Annotated in this window: 15 protein-coding genes; 4 read left to right on the forward strand and 11 right to left on the reverse strand. The window is 61.2% G+C overall.

Annotated elements, in window-relative coordinates:
* Positions 1 to 16 precede the first annotated feature (16 nt).
* The 3 genes from T3A99_RS10380 (at position 17) to T3A99_RS10390 (ending at position 3,668) form a co-directional block, all read left to right on the forward strand.
* Complete coding sequence (locus T3A99_RS10380) at positions 17 to 832, forward strand: rhodanese-like domain-containing protein (RefSeq protein ID WP_076382902.1); 816 nt, start codon at positions 17 to 19, stop codon at positions 830 to 832.
* A gap of 19 nt (positions 833 to 851) precedes the next feature.
* A complete protein-coding gene (gene asd, locus T3A99_RS10385) occupies positions 852 to 1,712 on the forward strand; it encodes an archaetidylserine decarboxylase (RefSeq protein ID WP_047227296.1) in 861 nt (286 codons plus the stop codon).
* Positions 1,713 to 1,907: 195 nt separating this feature from the next.
* Positions 1,908 to 3,668, forward strand: a complete 1,761-nt coding sequence (locus tag T3A99_RS10390; protein ID WP_047227295.1) for a hypothetical protein — start codon at positions 1,908 to 1,910, stop codon at positions 3,666 to 3,668.
* Between the two features lie 92 nt (positions 3,669 to 3,760).
* Here the strand turns inward: T3A99_RS10390 and serB are convergent, their stop codons facing one another.
* A complete protein-coding gene (gene serB / locus T3A99_RS10395; protein WP_076382904.1) occupies positions 3,761 to 4,975 on the reverse strand; it encodes a phosphoserine phosphatase SerB in 1,215 nt (404 codons plus the stop codon).
* Positions 4,976 to 5,108: 133 nt separating this feature from the next.
* Here serB and T3A99_RS10400 point away from each other — a divergent pair, with 133 nt between their 5' ends.
* Positions 5,109 to 6,626 carry an AhpA/YtjB family protein gene (locus tag T3A99_RS10400; protein WP_047227293.1) on the forward strand — a complete coding sequence of 506 codons (1,518 nt, stop codon included), beginning with the start codon at positions 5,109 to 5,111 and terminating at the stop codon, positions 6,624 to 6,626.
* Positions 6,627 to 6,863: 237 nt separating this feature from the next.
* Here T3A99_RS10400 and T3A99_RS10405 read toward each other — a convergent pair whose 3' ends face one another.
* From T3A99_RS10405 to T3A99_RS10450, 10 genes are all read right to left on the reverse strand, one after another.
* Entirely contained in the window at positions 6,864 to 7,568 is a 705-nt protein-coding gene (locus T3A99_RS10405) for a PqiC family protein (RefSeq protein WP_047227292.1), read from the reverse strand.
* 179 nt (positions 7,569 to 7,747) lie between these two features.
* On the reverse strand, positions 7,748 to 10,012 hold the full coding sequence (gene parC, locus T3A99_RS10410) for a DNA topoisomerase IV subunit A (RefSeq protein ID WP_047227291.1): 2,265 nt from the start codon (positions 10,010 to 10,012) through the stop codon (positions 7,748 to 7,750).
* 10 nt (positions 10,013 to 10,022) lie between these two features.
* Entirely contained in the window at positions 10,023 to 10,544 is a 522-nt protein-coding gene (locus T3A99_RS10415; RefSeq protein ID WP_076382906.1) for a retropepsin-like aspartic protease family protein, read from the reverse strand.
* Positions 10,541 to 11,527 (reverse strand): esterase-like activity of phytase family protein, encoded by a 987-nt coding sequence (locus T3A99_RS10420; protein WP_076382908.1) that lies wholly within the window; start codon positions 11,525 to 11,527, stop codon positions 10,541 to 10,543. The genes T3A99_RS10415 and T3A99_RS10420 overlap by 4 nt, the downstream gene beginning before the upstream one ends.
* Positions 11,527 to 13,431, reverse strand: a complete 1,905-nt coding sequence (parE, locus tag T3A99_RS10425; RefSeq protein ID WP_047227288.1) for a DNA topoisomerase IV subunit B — start codon at positions 13,429 to 13,431, stop codon at positions 11,527 to 11,529. The genes T3A99_RS10420 and parE overlap by 1 nt, the downstream gene beginning before the upstream one ends.
* Before the next feature lie 41 nt (positions 13,432 to 13,472).
* On the reverse strand, positions 13,473 to 14,081 hold the full coding sequence (locus T3A99_RS10430; RefSeq protein ID WP_047227287.1) for a YqiA/YcfP family alpha/beta fold hydrolase: 609 nt from the start codon (positions 14,079 to 14,081) through the stop codon (positions 13,473 to 13,475).
* Between the two features lie 732 nt (positions 14,082 to 14,813).
* On the reverse strand, positions 14,814 to 15,170 hold the full coding sequence (locus tag T3A99_RS10435) for a DUF6124 family protein (protein ID WP_274090527.1): 357 nt from the start codon (positions 15,168 to 15,170) through the stop codon (positions 14,814 to 14,816).
* A 1,116-nt stretch (positions 15,171 to 16,286) separates the two neighbouring features.
* Positions 16,287 to 17,102 (reverse strand): 3',5'-cyclic-AMP phosphodiesterase, encoded by an 816-nt coding sequence (gene cpdA, locus T3A99_RS10440; protein WP_274090526.1) that lies wholly within the window; start codon positions 17,100 to 17,102, stop codon positions 16,287 to 16,289.
* Between the two features lie 123 nt (positions 17,103 to 17,225).
* Positions 17,226 to 17,678: a DUF1249 domain-containing protein gene (locus tag T3A99_RS10445; protein WP_047225883.1), complete on the reverse strand. Its 453-nt coding sequence runs from the start codon at positions 17,676 to 17,678 to the stop codon at positions 17,226 to 17,228.
* Positions 17,669 to 18,286 carry an NUDIX domain-containing protein gene (locus T3A99_RS10450; protein ID WP_139048582.1) on the reverse strand — a complete coding sequence of 206 codons (618 nt, stop codon included), beginning with the start codon at positions 18,284 to 18,286 and terminating at the stop codon, positions 17,669 to 17,671. The genes T3A99_RS10445 and T3A99_RS10450 overlap by 10 nt, the downstream gene beginning before the upstream one ends.
* Positions 18,287 to 18,446: the final 160 nt, after the last annotated feature.

An 18,446-nucleotide genomic window follows, 5' to 3' on the forward strand; every position in this document is an offset into this window, starting at 1 on the left:
CCCCTGGAGACCTCACATGCCTGACTTCTCTGGCTTGCCGCTGGTAATCGAGCCGAGCGACCTGCTGTCGCGCCTCGACGCCCGCGAACTGATTCTGGTGGACCTGACCAGTGCCGCCCGCTACAGCACCGGGCACATCCCTGGCGCACGCTTCGTCGACCCCAAGCGCACCCAACTGGGCCAGCCCCCGGCACCAGGCCTGTTGCCAGCAAAAGCCGACCTCGAGACGCTGTTCGGCGAACTGGGGCACAACCCGAATGCGGTCTACGTGGTCTATGACGATGAAGGCGGTGGCTGGGCCGGGCGCTTTATCTGGCTGCTGGATGTGATCGGCCATTCGAACTACCACTACCTCGACGGTGGTTTGCTGTCGTGGCTGGACGAAGGCCTGCCGGTGTCCACTGAAGTGCCGCCGCCCGCCACAGGCCCGGTGAGCCTGACCCTGCACGATGAACCCACCGCCACCCGCGAATACCTGCAAAGCCGCCTCGGTGCCGCTGACCTGGCGATCTGGGACGCACGCGGGCCGCTGGAATATTCCGGCGAGAAAGTCGTCGCAGCCAGGGGCGGACATATTCCCGGCGCGATCAACTTCGAATGGACCGCCGGCATGGATCAGGCACGCAACCTGCGCATCCGCAGCGACATGCCGCAGATCCTCGAACAGTTGGGCATCACGCCTGACAAAGAAATCATCACCCATTGCCAGACCCACCACCGCTCTGGCTTCACCTATCTGGTGGCCAAGGCGCTCGGTTATCCGCGAGTCAAAGGCTATGCCGGCTCCTGGGGCGAATGGGGCAACCACCCTGATACCCCCATCGAGCTCTGAAGGTTCTTAAGGACAGTTAATGAAAAACCGCTTGTTCATCCTCAGCCAATACCTGCTACCCCACCACCTGCTGTCTCGGCTGGCCGGCTGCATTGCCGAATGCCGCGTGCGCTGGTTCAAGAATGCCTTCACCCAATGGTTCGCCAAACGTTATCAGGTGGACATGTCCCAGGCGCTGGTCGAAGACCTTACGGCCTACGAGCACTTCAATGCGTTCTTCACCCGAGCGCTGAAAGAAGGCGCCCGCCCGCTGGACCCAACACCGGGAGCGATCCTCAGCCCCGCCGACGGTGCCGTCAGCCAACTCGGTCCCATCGAGCACGGCCGGGTATTCCAAGCCAAGGGCCACAGCTTCAGCGTGCTGGAACTGCTGGGCGGCGATGCAGCCAACGCAGCGCCGTTCATGGGCGGCGATTTCGCCACCATCTACCTGTCGCCCAAGGACTATCACCGCGTGCACATGCCACTGGCCGGCACCCTGCGGGAAATGGTCTACATCCCGGGACGGATTTTCTCGGTGAACCAGACCACCGCCGAAAACGTTCCGGAACTGTTCGCCCGTAACGAGCGCGTGGCGTGCATTTTCGACACCGAGCGCGGGCCGATGGCCGTGGTGCTGGTGGGCGCGATGATCGTTGCCTCCATCGAAACCGTCTGGGCCGGCCTGGTGACGCCACCCAAGCGCGAACTGAAAACCTTCCGTTACGACGAAGCCGCCCGGGCGCCGATCCACCTGGAGAAAGGCGCCGAGCTGGGCCGCTTCAAACTGGGATCGACCGCCATCGTGCTGTTCGGCCCGAATCAGGTGCAATGGGTCGAAGACCTGGTGGCCGGTTCGCCGGTGCAGATGGGCCAGGGGTTGGCATTGCCAAAAGCCTGATTCACGCCCTTGGAAGCCGGCTTGTGGGAGCAAGGCTTGCCCGCGATGAACGATAACGCAGTCTGAAACAAAGACCGCGGCGCCTGCATCGCGAGCAAGCTTGGCTCCCACAGCACATCCAGCGCGGCGCGCTTCTCTGTCAGCTGCTAGAGTTGGGAACATCCCTTTCATTTCCCGCCGGAGCCCATCCACGGCATGAATGAGACCAGCCCTCTCCAGCTTTCGCGCGTTCTGACACCGACCCAGTCGCGCCTGTCGTTCTGCGACGCCACGCCGCGCGACCTCAAGCGCTGGATCGCCAACCTGCCCAAGGCCAATATCGGCGAAACCGCACGCCTGCTGTACCAGGCCATCGGCGAACTCAACCAACTGATCACCCCCAGCGATAATCGCCTGCAACTGCTCGAATTGTTGCGGCCCGAGGTGTATTACGTCTGCAAACACCTGGAGCGGCATTTTTTGCAACAGGCCATCGTTCTGGATGAGCGCTCGCGCAAGATCGTCAACCTGTGCCAGGCCCTGCAAACCCAATTGGCCATGGGTTACAAACAGATCGTCGCGCGCATCTCGCCGAAATACTCCAAGGACCGCGCCCGGCTGCTGAGCACCGCGCTGCAACGCGCGATGCATGCCCTGGACGGCACGCTGCTGCGTATCAGCCAGTTGTATAGCCCGGTACCCGAAGGGCTGTGGCTCGATTTGCATCAGTTGTACCGAATCGCCTGCCACCATCGGCTGCAACACCTCAGCGTCAGCGATGAACTGGCCAGCCAGGTGCATCAGTTGAATGTCGAGCAAACCTACGTGGTCGCCCTGCTGCTGGGCACCTCACGCAGCAATCAACTGCGCCAGGGCCAGATTGCGCGACTCGTCGAGGTGCTCGAATCCTGGAGTCAGAAGGTCACGCTGGACCCGGCCACCACCGCCACGAGCCTGTTCGCCGTTGCACCGCAACTGGATATCGGGCCGCGCTATCGCTCCAAGTTCAGGGCCGAGCAACAGCCCAGCCTGCTGGGTTTCGATCCGCAGCCGCTGGTGCGCGCCATTGCCACTCATCTGGAGCAACCCGACGATCACACCTTGCCCGTGCCTGGCGCAATGAACGCCGACACCTTGCATCACCTGCAAGCGGCCTGGGGCGAAGCGGTCGAACGCAGCTTCCAGCGCACGGAGGGCAACGGCACGCTGACGCTCTGCGTGGGCATGAGCGCTTTGCACTATTACCTGGGCGGCGAGCGCTCTTTCAGCGAAATCCTCAAGGACTCTGCAACGCGCAAGGCCCGGTTCGAGGCCACACCGACCAAGACCAACGACACCTGGAGCCAGGCTTTCGACGCAGCTGCGGCCGGTGACAGTGATCTGTTGCCCTATGAAGAAATCGAGTACCCGGTCAATCCAGCCGATGACGACGGCGCCAGCTCCGACAACCAGCACCACTTCGCGACCTACGACCTGCCCATCATCAATCACAGCCCCGGAGGTTACTGCCTCGGCTGGCCGAAGGAGGTGCCTGAGCAACTGCAGGCCGGGGAAATGGTCGGCATTCGCGACACTAACGATCAAGCCTGGAGCATCGCCGTGGTGCGCTGGATCAGGCAAGTGCGCAATGGCGCCATGCAAATGGGTATCGAGCTGGTCGCGCCCCATGCCCAGCCTTGCGGGCTGCAACTGGTACGAGAGAAGGATGAGCATGGTCACTACCTGCGAGGGCTGCTGCTGCCTGAGATCAGCGCCATTGACCTGCCTCCCACCATGATCGCGCCCCGCCTGCCTTTCCAGGAAGGCCAGCAAGTGCTGATCAACACCAACGGCCAGGAACGCCGCGCCAGCCTGGACCGACGGGTGACCAGCACGCACAGCTTCAACCAGTTTGCTTATCGACAGGAAGACTCAGCGACCACCGGAGATGGCCACGACAATGAAGGGGATTTTGATTCGTTGTGGAAGTCGCTTTAGACCGCCAATACATAACCCTTTGTGAAGAGAGAGCTCTCTGTGGGAGCAAAGCTTGCTCCCACAGATAAATCCCCTTGCCACAGGAGATTGAGTCAGAGCTGCCCGTCGCGATCCCTGAAGCCCAGCAGATACAACACCCCATCCAACCCCAGGGTTGAGATCGCCTGCCGGGCCGACTGCTTGACCAGCGGCTTGGCCCGGAACGCCACGCCCAGACCGGCGATCGCCAGCATTGGCAGGTCATTGGCGCCGTCGCCGACGGCGATGGTCTGTTCCAGGCGCAGGCCTTCCTTCTCGGCCAGTTCGCGCAACAGATCCGCCTTGCGCTGGGCATCGACGATCGGTTCGACGGCCACGCCCGTGACCTTGCCATCCACGACTTCCAGTTCATTGGCGAACACGTAGTCGATGCCGAGTTTGGCCTGCAACTGCTTGGCAAAGTAGGTGAAGCCACCCGACAGGATCGCGGTCTTGTAGCCCAGACGCTTGAGTTCGGCGAACAGGGTTTCGGCGCCCTCGGTCAGGCGCAAGGAAGCGCCGATGGAGTCCAGCACGCTGACGTCCAGCCCCTTGAGTAGCGCCAGGCGCTCCTTGAAGCTGGCGCGAAAATCCAACTCGCCGGCCATGGCGCGCTCAGTGATGGCCGACACCTTGTCGCCCACGCCGGCGGCCTTGGCCAGTTCGTCGATGACTTCGGCTTCAATCAGCGTCGAATCCATGTCAAACACCGCCAGGCGGCGGTTGCGGCGGAACAGCGAGTCTTCCTGGAACGCGATGTCGACATTCAACTCCTGGGCCACGCTGAGGAACTCGGCACGCAGCGCCTGGGGATCGGCCGGCTCGCCGCGCACGGAGAATTCGATGCAGCCCTTGCCCTTGTCATCCGGCGTATCCAGCGGCATGCGCCCGGACAAACGGTCGATGTGGTCGATGTTCAGGTCGTATTTGGCAGTGATCGAACTGACCCGCTGCAATTGCTCGGCGGTAACCTTGCGGGTCAACAGGGTCACAATGTGACGCTTCTTGCCCTGGCCATTGACCCAATGCTGGTAATCGGCTTCGGACACCGGGGTGAAACGCACCTGTTGGTCGAGCTTGTAGGCGGTGAACAGGATGTCCTTGAGCACCGACTTGCTTTGCTCGGCGTCCGGGATTTCAACCAGGATGCCGAACGACAGTGTGTCGTGAATCACCGCCTGACCAATGTCGAGAATGTTCACACCACCCTGGGCCAGAACGCCGGTAATGGCCGCAGTCAGACCCGGACGGTCACTGCCAGTGATGTTTATCAGGACGATTTCGCGCAAGGCGCACCCCCGCAGGTGGAAAAAAACCGCATTCTACCCACTTTCAGTGACCATCGGGCACCGTCGGTGCTTTGCCGGTCATGGGCCTGTCGCTATACTGCGCGTCAATTTCACGGACAAAGAGCCGAGCTCAGTGAACCGGCCCACGCCAGTCAAAACCGACAATTTCTTTCTGCTGATCTTCCGTGCACTGCGCCACCGTCGCGTGCCGATTGCATTGCGCATTGCCAGCCATAACGTGATCCTGGTCGCCCTGGCCCTGGTGATCTATGCCTGCGTGATGGGCCTGCAGTTCAAGCAGGCAATGCACGAACAGGCCGACGCCCTGGGCGAGAGCCTGACCACGCAGACCGCCACGTCCGCCACCGAGCTACTGGTGTCCAACGACATCCTCAGCCTCAACGTGCTGCTCAACAACCTCACCAAAAACAAACTGGTGGCCCACGCCGCCATTTATAGCGTGGACAACCGCATCCTCGCCGAAGCCGGCCAGCGTCCCAAGCCGGGCCTGCTGGGCGAATCCGGCGGCATGTACCAGAGCAGGATCACTTTCCAGGACGTGACCGCCGGGCAACTGCGCATCAGCCTGGACATGGACCAGTTCCAGCAGCCGATGACCATCAGCCTGCAAAGCATGGGCATCCTCAGCGCGATATTGCTGGCGCTGGCGCTGGCCTTGAGCTTGCGCCTGGGACGGCACATCTCTACGCCATTGCTGCAACTGCGGGTCTGGCTGCGGGATATCGACGAGCACACCCCAGCGACCCAGCGCCAGGACGAAATTGGCGATCTGGCTCGGCAACTGCACGCCAGCTTCGCCCCGGAACCTGCCCCCGTGCCGGAGCCTGAAGACATCGACTACAGTGACGACGACGAAGCCGAACCAGGTTTCGAAGTGCGTAACCTGCGGGACCCGGACTTCGATGAAAGCCAACCTCTACCCGCCTCCAGGCCCGGGCCACGCCGCGTGGTCCGCACGGTAGAGGACGATGAAGACGACGATGCTTTCGCCGACCTGCGTGACGACTCAATCGCCGATGAGCCGCAATCGGTCGCCAGACCCGTCGCCTCGGACCTGCCCCAACACAGTGCCGTGCTGGCCGTGCAACTGGGCGCCCAGGACCAACTGCGCCGGCTGCCCCAGGCGCGTCTGAAGGAACTGCTTGAGCGTTACCGCGACTGCCTCGACCAAGCCGCATCGCTGTATCAGGGCCAACTGCACACCCTGAACGATGGCAGCACGCTGATGCTGTTCCACACCGAGGACAGCGGTGATGACTACCTCACCAACGCCATTTGCTGCGGTGAGTTGCTCCGAGCCCTGGGCCACCAGTTGCAGATCGAAGTCGCCGACAGCGGCATCACCCTGCAATTGCAGTTGGGCCTGACCTTGGGTGACGGGCTGTTCGGCCTGAGCCAGATCGACCTGCTGCTGACCGAAACCGCCCAGGACGCCCTGGCCCTGTCGCAGCACAGCCGCAACTTGCTGCTGGTGGAGCGCAAGATCAACGACGATGCCCTGATCCGCCAGCGCGCCCGCATCCGCCCTATCGCCAGCCCGGAAGGCGCATGCTGCGTCGAGCGACTGATGGAGCCCTATCCGTCGATGCTGGAGCGACAACTGGCGCGGATGCATGAGCGTCAGGCCTGAGCCTCAACACCTGAAATGACGAAGCCCGCAGATGAGTGATTGTCTGCGGGCTTTTTTGTGGCCTTCGCCTACCTCATCGCGAGCAAGCTCGCTCCCACAGGGATCTCTGCTAGCCACAGATCCAGTGTGAGAGCGAGCCTGCTCGCGATGAGGCCGGCATAGACACCCGAGACTGCACCCCACAGAAACAACAAAGCCCGCATCAACGCGGGCTTTGTTTTGCATCCAGTTCAACCATCAGAACCTGAACACTTCCATGTCCGTACGGATCGGCAAGGCCATTGGAATCTTGTCCTTTTCCTTCTCGACCTTTTTGGTCGCTGCAGGAGCAGATTTGCGCGGCACCTCTGCGACAGGCGGCTGGTTGGCCAAAGGCTTGAGCGCCACGGACAGTTGCTCGGCCAGACGTTGCAGCAGCACGCCCTGAGCCTGAACCTGCGCCGCGGTACCGCCGGCATGTTGCTCCTGCAGATGAATGATCCGGTTCTCGCGAACCTTTCCGCGACGATCGATCAGGCGCCACTGGGCATCCAGTACCGCCGGTTGCGATTCGCCCGAATCCAGCCGGGTAATCGACAGCAAGACCTGAACATCCGGGGTAAAGCCCTGGGTGGCCGGCGCGAGTACTACGCGCTGGCTGTCCAGATGCCCGGCGACCTGACGCAGCAACAGCTGGTCAATGTCCGACGACAGGCTGCCGGCCCAACGACCGTCGGTGGCGGCCTGCAGGCTGCCGTCCGGTTGGCGTTGCAATAGGGTTTCACGTTGCAGGTAATCGGCAATCAATACCGGGCCCAGTAATACCGCCATGCCTGCGCTTTGTGCAGGCTGGGCCGGGTTTCCGCTGTCGAGTTGATACAGCGACACTGGCTGATTGACGCTACAGCCCGCCAGGCCAAGCAGGCCGGCGAGCCACAAAATAGGAAGGCGCAGAGCAGTCATCGTCCCGTCCAGGTGGCGGCCACAAGGCTTACCACAGTGAAAAAATACTCGGTCAATATGAAGAACGCTCGGCCACGCCGGCGCTTGAAAGGGCCTATCATCCGTGAATATGCGCTCCGACTCCAGCGCGAAAGTGCCGATCTGCGGCTTTTAATCGCAGACCGAGCGCTCTAGCACGCTTAATTGAGGTTTTCGACGAGCAGTGCATCGACCCGCTGAAACCCTCTCGGAAGCTTGTTGCCCCGCCGACCGCGTTCACCTTTGTAGTGTTCAAGATCGTCTGCCTTCAACGAAAGCGTACGCTTTCCAGCCTGCAGCACAAGCGTGGCGCCTTCCGGCAACACTGCAATATCCGTGACATATTCCTCACGACTTGCCACCCGTTCGCCGGAAATACCGATGATCTTGTTGCCTTTACCTTTACCCAACTGTGGCAAGTCACTGATTTTGAAGACCAGCAACCGACCTTCGGTCGTCACCGATGCCAGCCAGTTGTTCTCACGATCGGACACAGGTCGCGGCGCTATGACCTTGGCGTTATTCGGCAGGCTCAACAACGCCTTGCCCGCCTTGTTCTTGGCTTGCAGGTCCTCACCCTTGACGACAAACCCGTAGCCGGCGTCCGACGCAATAACGTACAGCCCGTCATCATCAGGCATCAGCACGCATTCAAAAGTTGCACCCGGTGGAGGAGTTAATCGACCGGTCAGTGGCTCGCCCTGTCCGCGAGCCGATGGCAGGGTATGCGCCGGCACCGAATAACTGCGCCCGGTGGAGTCGACGAACACCGCAAACTGGTTGGAACGCCCGGCCGCCAGGGCCTTGAAGCCATCCCCGGCCTTGTAGGAAAGCCCCGTCGCGTCAATATCATGACCTTTGGCAGAGCGTACCCAACCTTTTTCTGACAGCACGACAGTCACTTTCTCGTTCGGCAGCAGATCGTGCTCACTCAGCGCCTTGGCTTCGGCGCGCTCGACGATAGGCGAGCGACGGTCGTCGCCGTAGGTTTCGGCGTCCTTGAGCAGTTCGGTGCGCACCAGCTTCTTGAGCTTGGCTTCGCTGCCCAGCAAGGCTTGCAGCTTGGCCTGCTCCTTGAGCAGTTCATCCTGCTCGGCCCGCAGCTTCATCTCTTCCAGCCGCGCCAGTTGCCGCAGGCGGGTATCGAGAATGTAGTCGGCCTGGATTTCGCTCAAGGCGAAACGCTCGATCAGGCTGGCCTTGGGGTGCTCCTCGGTACGGATGATATGAATCACTTCATCCAGGTTGAGGTAGGCAATCAGCAAACCGTCCAACAGGTGCAGGCGACGTTCGACCTTGTCCAGGCGAAATTGCAGGCGCCGGCGCACGGTCTTGACCCGGAACTCCAGCCATTCCACCAGCAGCGCCCGCAGGTTTTTCAGCTGTGGCTTGCCGTCCAGACCGATGATGTTGATGTTGACCCGGTAGCTGGATTCAAGATCGGTACTGGCAAACAGGTGCTGCATCAGCGCGTCATGATCAACTCGACTGTTGACCGGAATAATCACGATCCGGCAGGGGTTCTCGTGGTCGGATTCGTCGCGCAGGTCAGCGACTTGCGGTGCTTTCGACGGTTTTGCCTGCATCATCGCGGCAATCTGTTCCAGCACCTTGGCCCCGGAAACCTGGTGCGGCAGGGCGGTGACGATGATGTCGCCATCTTCGATGTGGTACACCGCGCGCATACGCACCGAACCGCGACCGGTTTCGTAGATCTTCAGCAGGTCGGCGCGCGGGGTGATGATTTCCGCTTCGGTTGGGTAGTCCGGGCCCTGAATGTGTTCGCAGAGCTGCTCCACCGTGGCTTTGGGCTCGTCCAGCAAGCGCACGCACGCGGTGGCCACTTCCCGCAGGTTGTGGGGCGGCACATCGGTGGCCATGCCCACGGCGATACCGGTGGTGCCATTGAGCAGGATGTTCGGCAAACGCGCTGGCAACACCAGGGGTTCATCGAGAGTACCGTCGAAGTTCGGCCCCCAGTCCGCGGTGCCCTGGCCCAGCTCGCTGAGCAGCACTTCGGAATAACGCGACAGCCGTGCCTCGGTGTAACGCATGGCAGCAAAAGACTTGGGATCGTCTGGCGCACCCCAGTTCCCCTGGCCGTCCACCAGGGTGTAGCGGTAGCTGAACGGCTGGGCCATCAGCACCATGGCTTCGTAGCAGGCCGAGTCACCGTGAGGATGGAACTTACCGAGCACGTCACCGACGGTACGCGCCGACTTCTTGTGCTTGGAATCGGCATCCAGCCCCAGCTCACTCATGGCGTAGATGATCCGCCGCTGAACCGGCTTCAGACCGTCGCCGATGTGCGGCAAGGCGCGGTCCATGATCACGTACATGGAGTAATTGAGGTAGGCATTTTCGGTGAAGTCAGCCAGCGACCGGCGCTCTACGCCGTCTAAGCTGTCTGCAAGAATGTCGCTCATGCGGGCCTCATCAGTTCGTTGTCTGGCGCAGCAACATGGTGCCGCCGCGCTGGGTAAATTCAAGTTTGTTCAGGGCGCTCATGCCCAGCAGCACTTGCGTGCCGCCCAGGCCTGGCGCCACCAGGGCACGGACATCGCGCAATACGATGTCACCCAATTGCAAACGGTCGATACGGGTGCGATAACCCTCGCTCAAACCGTTGGCGGTGCTCAACGTCACACCGAAACCTTTTTCCAGCTTGAGGCGCGCAGCCAGCTCCTGCGGGATCGCCACGTCCGTGGCGCCGGTGTCGAGCATGAAGTCCACCGGTTGGCCGTTGATCTGGCCGCTGGCGACAAAATGCCCCTGTTTATTGCTGACCAGCTTCACCTCGATAAAACCTTCACCCTTTTGCGAATACACCTCGGTATTGGGATTCTGCGCACGCTGCTCCCACTGGGCAAAAAACCGCGTCGCCAGAAACAGCGCCGCGCACCAGGCCAGTATCATCAACACCCGGCCGGCGCGCTTGCCCGGCGGTTGCTGGCTCATGGCGTGGCGCCCCAACCACCGTCCGGCGCAGCAAAGCGCCAGATGATCGGCCGCCGTTCACCGTCGGCCCGTGCCCCGTCGTTGTTATCCAGACCAACCCAGGCGCCCTCGGCATCCACCACCAGCGCTTCGGCCAAGCCGTAGTTCTGTGAATAACGACGGTTTTCCTGCAACGCCTCGGCGGCGAACGACCAGCAACGCTCCACTTGAGCGGTTTGCGAGTCACGCCGGCAGATCTGATAAGCGTTGCGCTCCAGGGTAAACAGCTTGCCGTCGAACAGTGACAGATCGGCGAAATCCCGTGATACCGCCCGGGCATTGAGAAACTGCTCAGGTTGCATCTGCTTCCCCGCTTCACTGAGCAACACGCAGTTGCCATCACACTCCCACACCGCTTGCTGACGCTTGATCAGCAACAACCCGCGACGCTCCCGCTCAGCGGCCAGCCATAGCTGATCACCGGCCGGATTGATCGCCAAGCCTTCAAACAACGCATTGAAATGCAGCAACATGCCGCTGGCCCGCGCCTGGCGGATCATCGCCGGTCCGATTTTCAACCAGGACGCGGCGCCCGTCGGCGACACCTGCAACACCGCGGCATGGGATTCACTGACCACGTAGCGATTGCCGGCACTGTCACAACTGATGCCTTCGAAATCCAGTTCGCCACCGCGCAGGTACGACGCCGCCCAGGTCCGCGATCTCAAACCCCACGGCAAACCGCTGTCCGGCACCGGCGGCACCTCGATTTCAACGGCTTCTGCCTGCCAGACCGGCGCATCAGAAGACTTGAGACGGTAGATCCGATCGTCATCGCGATCCGACACCGTCCACATTTCACCCCCGCACACGGCCAGCCCGGACAAGTTACCGCCACGCAAATCCTCGACGGCATGCTCGGACAGCAACTTCAACTGCGGTGCAGGACCTGCGACCACCACCCCCGCCCACAGCAACAACGCCAGGGCGAAACCGTTGCGCATCAGGCCAGCACCTCGGCCAGGTCCCCTTTGGATTCGAGCCAGGACTTGCGATCGCCAGCGCGTTTTTTCGCCAGCAGCATGTCCATCATTTCCGAGGTCGCTTCGAAATCATCCAGGGTCAACTGCACCAGGCGGCGCGTGTTCGGATCCATGGTGGTTTCGCGCAGTTGCGGCGGGTTCATCTCGCCAAGACCCTTGAATCGGGTGACCTGCGGTTTGCCGCGTTTCTTTTCGGCCACCAAACGATCAAGAATGCCATCGCGCTCGGCTTCGTCCAGGGCGTAGTAAATCTCTTTGCCCAGGTCGATACGGTACAGCGGCGGCATCGCCACGTAGACGTGACCGGCGTCCACCAGCGGGCGGAAATGCTGGACGAACAACGCGCAGAGCAACGTGGCGATGTGCAGACCGTCGGAGTCGGCGTCGGCGAGGATGCAGATCTTGCCGTAACGCAGTTGGCTCATGTCCGCGGCGCCCGGATCGACACCGATGGCCACGGCAATGTTATGCACTTCCTGGCTGGCCAGCACTTCGCTGCCGTCCACTTCCCAGGTGTTGAGGATCTTGCCGCGCAACGGCAGGATCGCCTGGAATTCTTTGTCCCGCGCCTGCTTGGCCGAACCGCCGGCGGAATCACCTTCCACCAAAAACAGCTCGGAACGCATCGGGTCCTGCCCGGCACAGTCAGCGAGCTTGCCGGGCAACGCCGGCCCCTGGGTGATGCGCTTGCGCTCGACCTTCTTGCTGGCCTTGAGGCGCCGGCCGGCGTTGTTGATCGCCAGTTCTGCCAGGGCCAAGCCGGTTTCCGGGTTAGCATTGAGCCACAGGCTGAACGCATCCTTGACCACCCCGGAAACAAACGCCGCCGCTTCGCGGGACGACAGACGCTCTTTGGTCTGGCCGGAGAATTGCGGCTCCTGCATCTTCATCGACAATACGAAGGCAATGCGCTCCCAGACGTCTTCCGGCGCCAGCTTCACGCCACGGGGCAGCAGGTTGCGGAACTCGCAGAACTCGCGCATGGCGTCGAGCAAACCCTGGCGCAACCCGTTCACGTGGGTGCCGCCCTGAGCGGTGGGGATCAGGTTGACGTAGCTTTCCTGGACGCTTTCGCCGCCTTCGGGCAGCCACAACAGCGCCCAGTCCACCGCTTCCTTGTTCCCGGCCAGGCTGCCGCAGAATGGCTCGTCCGGCAGGCGTTCGAAACCGTTGACCGCGTCCACCAGGTAAGAACGCAGGCCGTCCTCGTAATGCCACTCGACTTTCTCGCCGGTGGCCTTGTCCTCGAAACTGACCAGCAGCCCCGGACACAACACGGCCTTGGCCTTGAGCACGTGCTTGAGGCGGGTGACGGAGAATTTAGGCGAATCGAAATACTTCGGGTCCGGCGCAAAATACACGCTGGTCCCGGTGTTGCGCTTGCCGACGGTGCCGACCACTTCCAGTTCGGTGGCCTTGTAGCCATCGGCGAACGTCATCTGGTATTCGTTGCCGTCACGCTTGACCCGCACGCGGACCAGGGTCGACAAGGCGTTGACCACGGAAATACCTACCCCGTGCAAACCGCCGGAGAACTGGTAGTTCTTGTTGGAAAACTTGCCACCCGCATGGAGCTTGGTGAGGATCAACTCGACGCCGGATACGCCCTCTTCAGGGTGAATATCCACCGGCATACCGCGACCGTCGTCGCTGACTTCCAGCGAGTGATCGGCGTGCAGGATGACCTGCACCGAACGGGCGTGCCCGGCCAAGGCTTCGTCGACACTGTTGTCGATGACTTCCTGGGCAAGGTGGTTCGGCCGACTGGTGTCGGTGTACATGCCGGGGCGCTTGCGCACCGGGTCGAGGCCCGAGAGGACTTCGATGGCGTCTGCGTTATAAGAGCTAGCGCTGGGAGTGGCCATGGGGTCTCGTCGTCAGTGTTCAATGAAAAAGAGGCGATGGCTCACAGCGACGTGAAGTCGATCGCCTGGTACAAATCGGCGCCAATGCCGGCAAAACTCAACAGCGCCGGCAACTGCTGGGCAAACCCTTGGAAACTGTGGTCGCCGCCGGCCTGGATGCGCAAGGCACAGGCGCGGTAATACTGCTGGGCGTGGCGATAATCCAGCGTTTCGTCACCGGTTTGCAACCATACCTGATACCGCTGCGGATCCTGGGGCGCCGGCACTTCCAGTTCGGCCAGGGCCGTGACGTGGTCGTGGGTCAATTCCCAGGTTTCATCGGTGTACAAATTCTTCTGCGTGCCCAGGTAACCGTCGAACATCCGATGGGGGCTGACCGCAGGGTTGACCAGCAGGGCCTTGAGCCCGTGGCGCTCGGCCAAGTGAGTCGCATAGTAGCCGCCGAGCGAGCTGCCGACCAGCAGTGGGCGGCCCAGTTGTGCAATCGCCTGTTCCAGCTGACCGATGGCCTGGCGGGGGTGGTGGTGCAAGGCGGGCACCTGTAGCTGGTCGCTGAGGCCGAGGCGTGCCATTACTTCGATCAACTGACTGGCCTTGGTCGACGCTGGGGCGCTGTTGAAGCCGTGGATGTAAAGGATCGAACCCGACATTGCCGACTCCCTGGGTGTTGGGCAAAGGCCGGAGTTTACAGGGAGTTTGTGGGGGTTTGGTGGATTTGACTGTCTTGTTGTCGCCGATGATCAGTTGATCGCAGTGCCTGTGAGTACATATCCGTTGCTGTGGTAACGGCCACTTATGGTTCCGCTCTTACAGCGGGTCACTTTCGAAAAGCGCGAAAGTAACCAAAGCGCTTCTGCCCCACCACTCGGTGCCTCGCTTTGGCTCGGCATGCCCTCACTCCGGCATTGCTCCGTGGGCCCGCCGCGAAGGGCCATCCATGGCCCAGCGCGGCTATCCCGGCATCCATGCCGGGATGCCCACTCCACAATGCCTGCGTTCGGCCAGCGTGGTTAACGGGGCGCCCAACATCAACGTCCACCGCGAGGCGGCCTGAGAGCCGACCTGGCTTAGGGTGATCGCGTTTCTCCTGTGGGAGCGAGCTTGCTCGCGATGGCGATGGGTCTGCTTGCATCAATGCTGAATGTGCCGCTGCCATCGCGAGCAGGCTCGCTCCCACAGGGATTTGTGGTGAATGCGATACCTGAGAACAACTCGAAAAAAATGTGGGAGCGAGCCTGCTCGCGATGGCGGTGGACCAGCTTGCATCAGCGTTGGATGGACCACCATCTTCGCGAGCAAGCTCGCTCCCACAGTTGGATTGAAGTACTGCCACCGGAGACAGGTCGGCGATAAGTGCTCCCCCACAATGCTTCCGCTCGGCGCTAGCGCGGATCGACGATATCCAACGCCCGGTTCGCCAACAATGCACTGAGTTCGATCATCTGCTGGACTCCCAGGGCGAAATGCCGACGCGAGCCTTCCAGGTCGAAGGTCAGGTCGCCGAGCATGGCGTTGGCGGAGGCTAGGGTTTCGCTGAGGTTGGCTAGGAGGGTTTCGGTGTCTGCGCTCTCCGCGACGGAGAACAATGGACCTGAGGGTTGTTTCTTCTTGGGTTGGGGCTTGGGGTCGAGGTAATGGTCGATGGCGCGCTTGGCGGCTTCATCGAGTTTTTGGGGATCGAGACCGGCGTGGGGTGATGAGGGATCGGTTTCGGGGGGATTGGGTGTGGCTTTGAACATAGGGTGACACTCCGTTTACTGGTTGGAGCTACCACGTTCGTTTCCAAGCGAGGGGGTGGCAGCCGTACGCAGGTTGGAAAACCGGGGTAAACGAGCCCGACAGACCCGAAGGTCTCCCGCGCACAGCCGCCATAACGAAAGCATGGTCAAAAAACGACCGCAAGCATACGTTATGAAGGGCGCTTTCGCGCCGTCTACTTATCGGATTTCCAAGCCCGGCCGCTGAATTTGCAGCGACGGGAAAAGACTAGCGACAGCCCTTCCCACCCGGCAACCGCCAGAGTTCGTCGGAAAAATCTACTGCAGCCCGGAGGCCTGTCCGACCATTCCCACAATCCTGGTCGGCTGTCAGGCCGCCATCGCGAGCAGGCTCGCTCCCACACTGATTTCGGTCGCTTATAAGATCAGTGCCCACCGCCAATCTTGTGAGAGCAAAGCTTGCTCGCGATAGCGGTGAGTCTGCTTGCATCAATGCCGAATGTACCGCCGCCTTCGCGAGCAAGCCCGCTCCCACAATTGGATTGGAGTACACCCGCAAGAGCCAGGTCGGCTATAAGGCCGCCTCGCGAGCAAGCTTTACTCCCACAGGTCCAGCTCAAACAAGTCTGATGGGTGTACACCCCCCGCAAGAGCCAGGCCGGCTATCAGGCCGCCTCGCGGTGGAGGTTGATCTTGGGCGCCCCGTTAACCACGCTGGCCGAACGTAGGTATTGCGTAGTGGGCACCTCGGCATGGATGCCGAGGTAGCCGCGCTGGGCCATGGATGGCCCTTCGCGGCGGGCCCACGGAGCAATGCCTACGTTCGGGCACACCGAGCCTAGGCGAGGTGCCGAGTGGTGGGGCAGAAGCGCTTTGGTTACTTTCGCGCTTTTCGAAAGTGACCCGCCGTAAGGGCGGAACCATAAGTGGCCGTTACCGCAGCAATGGATATGTACCCGGTCAACAACATCCTGGCCGGCTGTAAGGCCGCCATCGCGAGCAAGCTCGCTCCCACACAGTTTTTTGGTCGTTTATACGATCAGTGTCCACCGCCCCGATAGCGGTGAATCTGCTTGCATCGATGCTGAATGTACCGCCGCCTTCGCGAGCAAGCTCGCTCCCACAGTTGGGCCGAACTTAATACCCGTTGGAGCCATAGTCCGGGGTAAACGCAAACCCAACCACCCGCTCAACCCCCGTCTCCAACCGCCCATCCGGCAAAAGCCGCAACCACCGATACCCCGGCGCCTGCCCCCCCACCGCAAAATCCTCACTCCCCGGCTCAAACTGAATACAGGTCGAAGGCGAAGCCAACAAACGAACCCCCTCACGCACCTGATCAACCTCCTGATGCACATGCCCCCACAGAACAGCACGCACCTGAGGAAACCGATCCAACACCGCAAACAGCGCCTCAGGATTACGCAACCCAATCGGCTCCATCCACGCACACCCAATCGAAACAGGATGATGATGCAGGCACACCAAGTGATGTCGCTCCGGCGCCTCGCTCAAGGCATTGGCCAACAGAATCAATTGCTCCTCGGCCAAAAACCCCGGCACAGAACCTGGCACGGCAGAATCGAGCATCGTCACCCGCCAATTGCCAATGTCCACCACCGGATCGAGCAACGTACTCTTGACCGCCGCCTCAAGCATCACCTGCGGCTCATCATGGTTACCGGGAATCCAACGCGCCGGCGCGTCGATACGCGCACTCAGTTGCCGAAACGCCTCATAGGACTGCAGCGTTCCGTCCTGGGACAAATCCCCAGTGGCAAGCATCAGGTCAATGTTCGGCTGCTGCTTGAGCACCAAGTCAATGACCGCCCGCAGGCTGTCGCGGGTGTTCATGCCCAGCAACGAAGCGTCGGCCTCGGCAAACAGGTGACTGTCAGACAGTTGGACCAGCAGCGCCGTATCGGCGGTGGTCAAGGTGGATACGCTCGGCAAATCGCTCTCTCCCAGGCGCGACTACGCCATTGGATGAAGCGACAATTATGCTGGGGAAGATCGAAAGGGGAAACCCGCGAACCGGAACCGGTTCACAACCAGTGTCCAGTTTTTGACCGGCAGCTACCGAACAACCTCGAATTCGTGGCCCAGCGCCAGGCAATGACTCAGCCATTCCCCCAGAAACAGGTTCAACTGGGCCTTTTCATCCGGTTGGTGCATCGACGCATTGGGATAAGGATAGATGCCGCGAAAACGTCGCGCATGTTCGGCGCTCACGACTTCGGCCATGCGCGCATCGTGATAGACCTGCACTTCCAGTTGCGGCACCGGCAACCAGGGCAGGCTGTGTTCCTGGCGCACTTGCAAGGTGGTGGTGTATGGGCAGGTTTGCAGCACTTCAATGGCCAGCACGCCGAGCATCTGGTCGCCATGGGTCACGGCGATGCGCCGGGGCGCGGGGTCGTTGCGCATGTCCGGCAACAAGCGCATCAGGCGGGCGTAGTTGGCCTCGCAGGCGGCCTGCAACCCGACCAGATCGACGCGATAACGGTCGCGCAGCTTGCTTAAGACCATAGCCCCCTCACTTCATCGCGATTCAAGGCCAGCCATTGCAAGGCAATGATGCTGGCCGCGTTGCAAATCTGCCCGTCGCGCACTGCTTGCAAGGCATCTTCAAAAGCCCAGACCTTCACACGAATGTCTTCGGCTTCTTCCACAAGCCCATGCAGGCCACCGGCCCCCACACTGTCGCAACGCCCCAAATAAAGATGCACGAATTCATTGCTGCCGCCCGGCGATGGAAAATACTTGGTCATCGGCCAGAGCGCAGCGAAGACAAGCCCAGCTTCCTCCTGCGCTTCGCGATGAGCAACTTCTTCCGGTTGCTCATCCTTGTCGATCAGGCCGGCCACCAGTTCCACCAGCCAGGGGTTGGTGGTCTTGCCAATGGCCCCGACGCGAAACTGCTCGATCAGTACCACCTCATCGCGTTGCGGATCGTAGGGCAGCACGCACACCGCGTCATGACGCACGAACAGTTCACGGCTGATTTCACGGCTCATGCCACCGGCAAACAATTCGTGGCGCAGGTGGACGCGATCGAGTTTGTAGAAACCCTGAAAGCAGTTTTCACGCTTGACGATGTCCACGGCGCTCGGTGTGGCGTTGGCGAAATCGGTCATGACAGTCCTCGTTTGCAGCGGATCGATGCGAGGTTCCAGCCTCGGCTTCGCGCCATCCTAACGCGCCCGTACCGTTTGATGCAGCCCCTTTCCAGTCATCGGGATAGACGGCTGCCCTCAAAGCCACTCTAATGAGCTTAGTGGCGAACTGATTGCCCTG

This window comes from Pseudomonas sp. N-137 (assembly GCF_034555295.1).
GTDB lineage: Bacteria > Pseudomonadota > Gammaproteobacteria > Pseudomonadales > Pseudomonadaceae > Aquipseudomonas > Aquipseudomonas rhizophila.

What these genes read in the sequence shown, in the direction of transcription:
- T3A99_RS10380 (WP_076382902.1), top strand. Translation starts at nt 17, where the DNA reads ATGCCTGACTTCTCTGGCTTGCCGCTGGTAATCGAGCCGAGCGACCTG.
- asd (WP_047227296.1), top strand. Translation starts at nt 852, where the DNA reads ATGAAAAACCGCTTGTTCATCCTCAGCCAATACCTGCTACCCCACCAC.
- T3A99_RS10390 (WP_047227295.1), top strand. Translation starts at nt 1,908, where the DNA reads ATGAATGAGACCAGCCCTCTCCAGCTTTCGCGCGTTCTGACACCGACC.
- T3A99_RS10405 (WP_047227292.1), bottom strand. Translation starts at nt 7,568, where the DNA reads ATGACTGCTCTGCGCCTTCCTATTTTGTGGCTCGCCGGCCTGCTTGGC.
- parC (WP_047227291.1), bottom strand. Translation starts at nt 10,012, where the DNA reads ATGAGCGACATTCTTGCAGACAGCTTAGACGGCGTAGAGCGCCGGTCG.
- T3A99_RS10415 (WP_076382906.1), bottom strand. Translation starts at nt 10,544, where the DNA reads ATGAGCCAGCAACCGCCGGGCAAGCGCGCCGGCCGGGTGTTGATGATA.
- T3A99_RS10420 (WP_076382908.1), bottom strand. Translation starts at nt 11,527, where the DNA reads ATGCGCAACGGTTTCGCCCTGGCGTTGTTGCTGTGGGCGGGGGTGGTG.
- parE (WP_047227288.1), bottom strand. Translation starts at nt 13,431, where the DNA reads ATGGCCACTCCCAGCGCTAGCTCTTATAACGCAGACGCCATCGAAGTC.
- T3A99_RS10430 (WP_047227287.1), bottom strand. Translation starts at nt 14,081, where the DNA reads ATGTCGGGTTCGATCCTTTACATCCACGGCTTCAACAGCGCCCCAGCG.
- T3A99_RS10435 (WP_274090527.1), bottom strand. Translation starts at nt 15,170, where the DNA reads ATGTTCAAAGCCACACCCAATCCCCCCGAAACCGATCCCTCATCACCC.
- T3A99_RS10445 (WP_047225883.1), bottom strand. Translation starts at nt 17,678, where the DNA reads ATGGTCTTAAGCAAGCTGCGCGACCGTTATCGCGTCGATCTGGTCGGG.
- T3A99_RS10450 (WP_139048582.1), bottom strand. Translation starts at nt 18,286, where the DNA reads ATGACCGATTTCGCCAACGCCACACCGAGCGCCGTGGACATCGTCAAG.